At 71.3% G+C, this 6,456-nt stretch carries 7 protein-coding genes; 3 read left to right on the top strand and 4 right to left on the bottom strand.

The window, feature by feature from the left end; genetic code table 11:
• Window positions 1–742 (bottom strand): ABC transporter ATP-binding protein (locus ABD329_RS40760; protein WP_344317730.1); only part of this gene is annotated, 742 nt, incomplete at its 3' end.
• Between the two features lie 232 nt (window positions 743–974).
• Between ABD329_RS40760 and ABD329_RS40755 the strand changes: the two genes are divergently transcribed.
• Window positions 975–1,841: a peptidyl-tRNA hydrolase gene (locus ABD329_RS40755; RefSeq protein ID WP_425574437.1), complete on the top strand. Its 867-nt coding sequence runs from the start codon at window positions 975–977 to the stop codon at window positions 1,839–1,841.
• 58 nt (window positions 1,842–1,899) lie between these two features.
• Here the strand turns inward: ABD329_RS40755 and ABD329_RS40750 are convergent, their stop codons facing one another.
• On the bottom strand, window positions 1,900–2,688 hold the full coding sequence (locus ABD329_RS40750) for an SDR family oxidoreductase (RefSeq protein WP_198276547.1): 789 nt from the start codon (window positions 2,686–2,688) through the stop codon (window positions 1,900–1,902).
• A gap of 140 nt (window positions 2,689–2,828) precedes the next feature.
• Window positions 2,829–3,434: a TetR/AcrR family transcriptional regulator gene (locus ABD329_RS40745; RefSeq protein WP_198276548.1), complete on the bottom strand. Its 606-nt coding sequence runs from the start codon at window positions 3,432–3,434 to the stop codon at window positions 2,829–2,831.
• A 128-nt stretch (window positions 3,435–3,562) separates the two neighbouring features.
• Between ABD329_RS40745 and ABD329_RS40740 the strand changes: the two genes are divergently transcribed.
• Window positions 3,563–5,020, top strand: a complete 1,458-nt coding sequence (locus ABD329_RS40740; protein WP_198276549.1) for an MFS transporter — start codon at window positions 3,563–3,565, stop codon at window positions 5,018–5,020.
• A 50-nt stretch (window positions 5,021–5,070) separates the two neighbouring features.
• Here the strand turns inward: ABD329_RS40740 and ABD329_RS40735 are convergent, their stop codons facing one another.
• On the bottom strand, window positions 5,071–5,580 hold the full coding sequence (locus ABD329_RS40735) for a nuclear transport factor 2 family protein (protein ID WP_167442330.1): 510 nt from the start codon (window positions 5,578–5,580) through the stop codon (window positions 5,071–5,073).
• A gap of 45 nt (window positions 5,581–5,625) precedes the next feature.
• Between ABD329_RS40735 and ABD329_RS40730 the strand changes: the two genes are divergently transcribed.
• Window positions 5,626–6,450, top strand: a complete 825-nt coding sequence (locus ABD329_RS40730) for an SDR family NAD(P)-dependent oxidoreductase (protein ID WP_198276550.1) — start codon at window positions 5,626–5,628, stop codon at window positions 6,448–6,450.
• The last annotated feature ends 6 nt before the right edge of the window (window positions 6,451–6,456 follow it).

Below are 6,456 nucleotides of genomic sequence, written 5' to 3'. Positions count from 1 at the left end.
CGTCCCTCGGCCTCCACCCGCACCCGCGGCCCGGCACCACGGCCTCCCGGCCCGGCGCCCCGGCCGCCGGGTCCGGGGCGCCTCCGGACGGGCGGGGGTACCCGGCCTCGCCGGGCTCGCCGTGGGCGTCCGCGTCCACCGGCTCCAGCCGGGTCTCGGTGACGCGCAGGACGCGGTCCGGGGCTCCGGCCAAGCGGCGTGGGTCGTGGTCGACGAAGACGACCGCGCCGCCGTCGGCGACGCGCTCGGCGACCGCGGTGTCCAGCACCCCGCGTGCGGCCTGGTCGAGGCCGGTCCACGCCTCGTCCAGGACCAGGAGGCCGGGGGCGGCCAGCAGCGCCTGTGCCACGGCGATCTTCTGGCTGGTGCCCTTGGACAGCTCGGCGAGCGGGGTGCCGGCGTGGCCGTCCGCGCCGAACCGCTCCAGCCACTCCCCCGCCCCGCGCGCCGCCGCGGCGCGGGACAGCCCGTGGATCCGGCCCAGGTGGGTGAGGTAGCCGAGGGCGGAGAAGGGCAGCTCGGCCGGGAACCGCTCGGGGACGTAGGCGGTGGCCGGGCGGCCGGTGATCCGGCCCGCGCTGGGGGCGTCGATCCCGGCGAGCAGCCGCAGCAGCGTGGACTTGCCGCTGCCGTTGCGCCCCTGGACACGGGTCAGGGAGCCCGGCGGCACCTCGAGATCGACACCCCGCAGCACCCAGGGCCCGCCCAGGCCGTAGCGGCGGCCGACTCCTCGCAGTCTCATGCCGGTTGAGCATAGGCGCGCCGCTCGGCGAGGGGAGGCCCTCGGCGCGCATTGGCCCTGGGCCCCGTCCGGCGGGTCGTCGCGGGCCCGCCGCGACGCCTGGCACGGCGCCCTTCGGCCAAAGGCACCGGGGGCTCACGGCGCCAAGAGCCAACAGCAGCACGAGCCAGCGGCACCAAGATCCGTCAGACCGGCCCCGCGGCGGTCCTGGCACACTTGGCGCGTGACCAGCATCGACGGCGACACCGAGACCGGCACCCAGACCGGCGCCCAGACGACCGCTCACCAGGGCACCGGATCCGGCGCCCGCAGCAGCCCCTTCCGGCACGCCGAGACCGACCGGGACGCCGCGCCGCAGTTCGTCCTGCCCCTGGTGGTCCGGATCGAGAAGGCCGCGCCCCCGGCGCGTACGGACGCCCTGGAGACGGCGGCGCGCGCGGTGCTGGTGCTGCTGTCGGACGAGCGGGCGACGGCCGCCGACGGCGAGTGGGCCCAGGCCGTACGGGACTGGCAGGACGCCCGGATCCGCAAGGTCGTACGGCGGGCGCGCGGCGCGGAGTGGCGGCGCGCGGCCGGGCTGCCGGGCATCACGGTCACGGGCCGGACACCCGCCGCGCCCCCGGCCGAGGAGGTAAGCGGGCACGAGGGCGGGGACGGGGACGGGGCTTCGTCGGCGGCCGCCGAGGTGCGGGTGTTCCCGCCGGTGCCGCTGGACGGCTGGCCCAAGGAGCTGGCCAAGCTCCAGGTCTCCGGCACCGACCTGGACGACCCCGAGCCGCCGCCCGCCCCCGACCCCACCGGTCCGGTGCTGTGGCTGAACCCCCATGTGGAGATGTCGGCGGGCAAGGCGATGGCCCAGGCCGGGCACGGCGCCCAGCTGGCCTGGTGGGAGCTGGACGACGCGGCGCGGGCGGCCTGGCGCGGGGCAGGGTTCCCGCTGGCGGTGCGTACGGCGTCGGCCGAGCGGTGGGACGAGCTCACCGCGAGCGGCCTGCCGGTGGTGCGCGACGCGGGGTTCACCGAGATCGCCCCCGGGAAGACCGTGGTGGTCGAGGGAGGCAGCGGCTTCTGTCCTCTCCCGTGCGAACGGCGGCTGTAGACGCGCTGGACGCGGCCGGGCCTGTCAGGGCCTGCCGACGGGCGGCGCACCGCCTCGGTCAGGAGAAGTACTCGGCCAACGGGTGAAGCTGCTCGTCGAGGATGCCGAACCCGCCATCCACCCGGATCAGTTGCCCCGCCACGGCTCCGAAGTCCTCGTCGGCCACCGAGGCCACGGCGCGCGCCGCGTCCTCGGGCTCGACCAAGCGGGACAGCACGGAACGGTCCGTGAGGAACTTCCGCAGGCCCTCGCTGAAGCCCGCCCCGGAAGACTCCGTACGCACCGCTCCGAACGAGACCGTGTTCACCCGGACGCCGTACTGCGCACCGACTCCGGCGACATGACGGCTGAAGGTGTTCAGCGCGGCCTTGGCGGTGGAGTGCGCCACGGCCATGCCGATGAAGTCGGTGGCGGTGCTCGAGATGAAGACGATCCGGCCCGACCGCTGCTCCCGCATGACGGCGAGTGTGTGCCGGCTGAGGTGGAACACGCCGGACAGCTCGCCGTTGACCTTCTCGGCGAAGGCGTCCCAGGACAGCTCCGTCAGGGGCACGAACGACGGGTTGACCGTGTTGGCATTGAGGATCAGCACGTCGATCCGGCCGTGTTCCGAGCGGACCCGCTCGACCAGGGCGGCGACCTGTTCGGCGTCGCAGACGTCGGCCTGGGCGGCCTGGGCGGAGCCGCCCTCCCGTGTGATCGTCTCGACGACGGCGTCGGCGGCCTCGGAGTCGCTCCGGTAGTTGACAATCACGTGGTAGCCGCGCCGTCCCAGCTCCCGCGCGGTGGCCGCGCCGATGCCTCGGCCGGCTCCGCTGATCAGCGCGACGGGCTTGGGCTGGGTCACGATGGTCTCCCTCGGAAACTCTGAAGGCCGCCGGTCGGCCTCCAATGGGTTTCCAGGCAACACCGCGGAGATTCGCCCTGTCACTGCGGGACGACCACAGGTTCGGATGCGGCGGACTCCGTGCTCCGTCCCGCCGTCAATTACTGGACGTCAGCCGGTATTTCCGATTCCGCGACCGGCGGGGACGTCTCGATCCGAATCACGTCGCGGGCCAATGCGACGGCTTCCTCCGCGGTGCCCGTGGCACCGAGCGTGGCGCCGCTCGCGTACACGCCGTCGATGATCAGCATGATCCGGTCACCCAGTCGGTCAGGATCGGCCGCGGAAGTCCGCCGCGCCAATTCCCGCAGCTGTTCCCGGACAGCCTTGAAATGCTCCAGGGAGACCTGATGCGCGGGATGTTCCGGGTCGGGGAATTCGGCGTGCGTATTGCGCAGGGAGCAGCCACGGGTTCCGGGCACCATGGTCTGGACGGCACGGACCACTTCGACGAGCTGCTCCTCGGGTGTGGCAGCCGCCGCGAGGGCGCGCGCGAAGGTGCGGTCCCAATCCTGGGTGCAGCGTTCCAGATAAGCCACGACCAGCTTGTCCTTGCTGGCGAATTCCCGGTAGAGAAGCTGCTTTCCGCACCCCAGGTCATCGATGATCTGCTGCATCCCGACCGCGTGCACACCATAGCGGTCGAACAGGCCGCCCGCGGCATCCAGGATGCGGTCATGAGCGTCGGGCGTGCGTTTGCGCGGCATGCTTCCGAAGACTATCAGACCGATCGGTCCCCTCCCGGGGAAGTCGCATTGACATCCCGTCAGTGACACGGTCATGCTGTGCCTCGGCTGATAACAGACCGATCGGTCCGGCTCTTCTGGAGGCTCTCATGCCCGCCCCTCCCCCAACCAACGCGGTCTTCACGACCATGTCCTCCAAGGCTTACGGCATGCTTGCCGTGCTCTGCGGCGCGTTATTCCTCGACGCCCTCGACGTCTCGATGAAAGGCGTCGCCCTGCCGGCGATCGGGACCTCGCTCGACATGTCGACCAGCACCCTCCAATGGGTGATCACCGGCTATGTGGTCGGCTTCGGCGGCTTCCTGCTCCTCGGCGGACGCGCCGCCGACCTGCTGGGCCGGCGCAGGATGCTGCTCGCGTCGCTGATGGTCTTCGTCATCGGCTCCACGGTCGGCGGCGCGGCTCCCAACGGCGAGGTGCTCATCGCGGCCCGCTTCCTCACCGGCGTCGGCGCCGCGTTCAGCGCCCCTGCCGGGTTCTCGATCATCACCACGAGCTTCGCCGAGGGCCACATCCGCAACAAGGCCCTGGCCATCTTCACCGCGACCGGCGCCACCGGCATGGCCTTCGGCATGGTCATCGGCGGTCTGCTCACCGACCTGGACTGGCGCTGGGTGTTCTTCGCCCCGTCCGTCGTCGGACTCGCCGCGTTCCTCGGGGGCCTCGCGCTGATCCCGCGGTCGCCCCGGCCGGAGGGTGGCGCCAAGGACTTCGACATCCTCGGCGCCGTGACCATCACCGCGACCATGGTGCTGGTGGTGTTCACCCTGGTGCAGGCACCGGAGGTGGGCTGGGCCTCGGCCCGCACCGTGGGCTCGCTGGTGGCCGCCGCGCTGCTCCTCGTCGTGTTCACCGCGATCGAGCGGAAGATCGACAAGCCGCTGGTCAGGCTGGACATGCTGCGCTCCCCCGCCCTGGTCCGCGCCAACATCGCCGCGATGTCGCTGATCGGTGCCTGGATCGGCGTGCTGTTCACCATGACGCTGTACTTCCAGGACTACCGGGGCTGGTCGGCGATGGAGACCGGGTTCGCGGTGAGCCCGGTGGGGCTGGTCGCCGCCGTGCTGTCGACCCGGATCGCCGCCCCGATGGTGGGCCGCTTCGGCGTGGAGCGGGTGGTCCTGGCGGGCATGACCTCGGCCGTCCTGGCCTACGCGCTGCTCCAGTTCCTGACCGCCGACTCCAGCTACGCCGCGCTGCTGCTGCCCGCGTTCCTGCTGATCGGCCTCGGCTTCTCGCTGGCGTACGGACCGCTCACCATGGCGGCGGCCGACAGCGTTCCCGTGGAGGACCAGGGGGTGGCCGGCGGCCTGGTCAACACCTCGTTCCAGATCGGTCCGGCGCTGGGGCTGAGCGTGGCCACCGCCGTCAACGCGGCGAACACCGGTCCCGCGCCCTCCGAGGTGCTGCACGGCCTGCGCGTCGCGCTGGCGGTACCGCTGATCTTCGCGGTGCTCGGAGTGCTCGCCATGCTCCCCGCGCTGCGCCGGCGCGTCGTCGCGCCGGCCGCCGCCCCACTGGCCCAGGAAGAGGCCGCACGCGGATGACAGCCGTGCGGCTCGGCCCCCGGCAACGGGTGCCGGGGGCCCGGCGGGGATCACCAGGGCCAGCGCCAGCCCTCGTTGTCCGGCACCACCCAGTAGTGATCCAGCTCGACCTTGACGAAGTGCCAACGCCCGTCCCGGTGGGCGTAGGTGTCGGTGAACTGGCCGATGCTGTTGTGGATTTCGCTCTCCCGGTCGAACCGTATCTTCTCCTCGAAGAAGGAGACGCCGATGGCGGATTCCCTGCTCAGCACCTCGACCTGATGCCCGTGGACGAAGTTCTTGAAAGAGATGGTCCGGGCGCCGGTCTGGAATTCGAGGATCTTCCCCGGTAAGGCGCTGTAGAATTCGCGGATTCCGGCGCTGCCGTGCGCCTGCCCGAAGTCGCCGTAGTCGAGGTGCGCATCGTCGGTGAACAGACTGGCCAGCCCGTCCCACTCCGCGTTGTTCAGGCAGCGGTGGAACTCGGTACGCAGCCGCTGGAGTTCGTGAATCGCCTCCAGTTCATGGACCCGTTCGGTGAGGTGCTTCACCGTCTCGGCCAGATCTGCCTCGTAGCTCATTGCACGACCCTTTCTTTTCTCGTTCCGGCCCTCAAGGAGAACATCATGAAGACCCTGGTTGTCTCGGGCGGCACCTCCGGCATCGGAGAAGCGCTCGCCCACACGTATCTGAAGCGCGGCGACCAGGTGGTGGTCATCGGCCCCCATCCGGAGAAGGGGCGGATCTTCCTTGCCGCGGCGGAAGACCTGGGCGCCGGGGAGCGGGCCTTCTTCCTGCCCGCGGACCTCAGTCTGGTCAGCGAAAACAAGCGGATCATCGAGGACATCAGGGAGAATTTCCCCGCGGTGGACGCCCTGGTGCTGTGCGCCCGGTTCTTCCGCTCCTCTCGCCGCGTCACCTCCGAAGGTTTCGAGCACAATTTCGCGCTGTACTACCTGAGCCGCTTCCTGCTCGGCGACGGCCTGCTCGACCTGCTGGAGAAGGCCCCCGACCCGGTCATCGTGAACGTGGCCGGGCCGGGCGTGGAAGCGGGTCAGATCCACTGGGACGACCTGGGCCTCGAGCGGGGTTACGACGGCTGGGGCGCCATGTTCCAGGGCGGCAAGCTGAACAACCTCCTCGGCGTCTCCTTCTCCCTCCAGCGCCCTGGCCACCGGACCCGGTACGTGCTGGACTTCCCGGGCGGTACGGCGACCGGCTTCGCCGGCGAGTTCGACCCGGCCACCGCCGCCCACGTCAAGGAGATGCTGCGGTTCGCCAAGCCGGTCGAGGCCGGCATCACCCCCATCGTCGCGGCCATCGACAGCCCGCCCGCCGAGCCGCTGAGCGCCTTCTTCGAAGGCCGGCGCCTGGATCTGCGGCACCACTCGTTCGACCCGGAGGACGCGCGGCGGCTCGACGCCGTCACCCGGGAGCTGCTGACCGGCTGAGGCGGA

Origin of the sequence: Streptomyces javensis (assembly GCF_039525925.1) — a bacterium.
In the GTDB taxonomy this organism is placed as follows: domain Bacteria; phylum Actinomycetota; class Actinomycetes; order Streptomycetales; family Streptomycetaceae; genus Streptomyces; species Streptomyces asiaticus.
The sequence above is the reverse complement of the archived record's forward strand: the minus strand, read 5'-3'. Positions and strand labels throughout refer to the sequence as shown.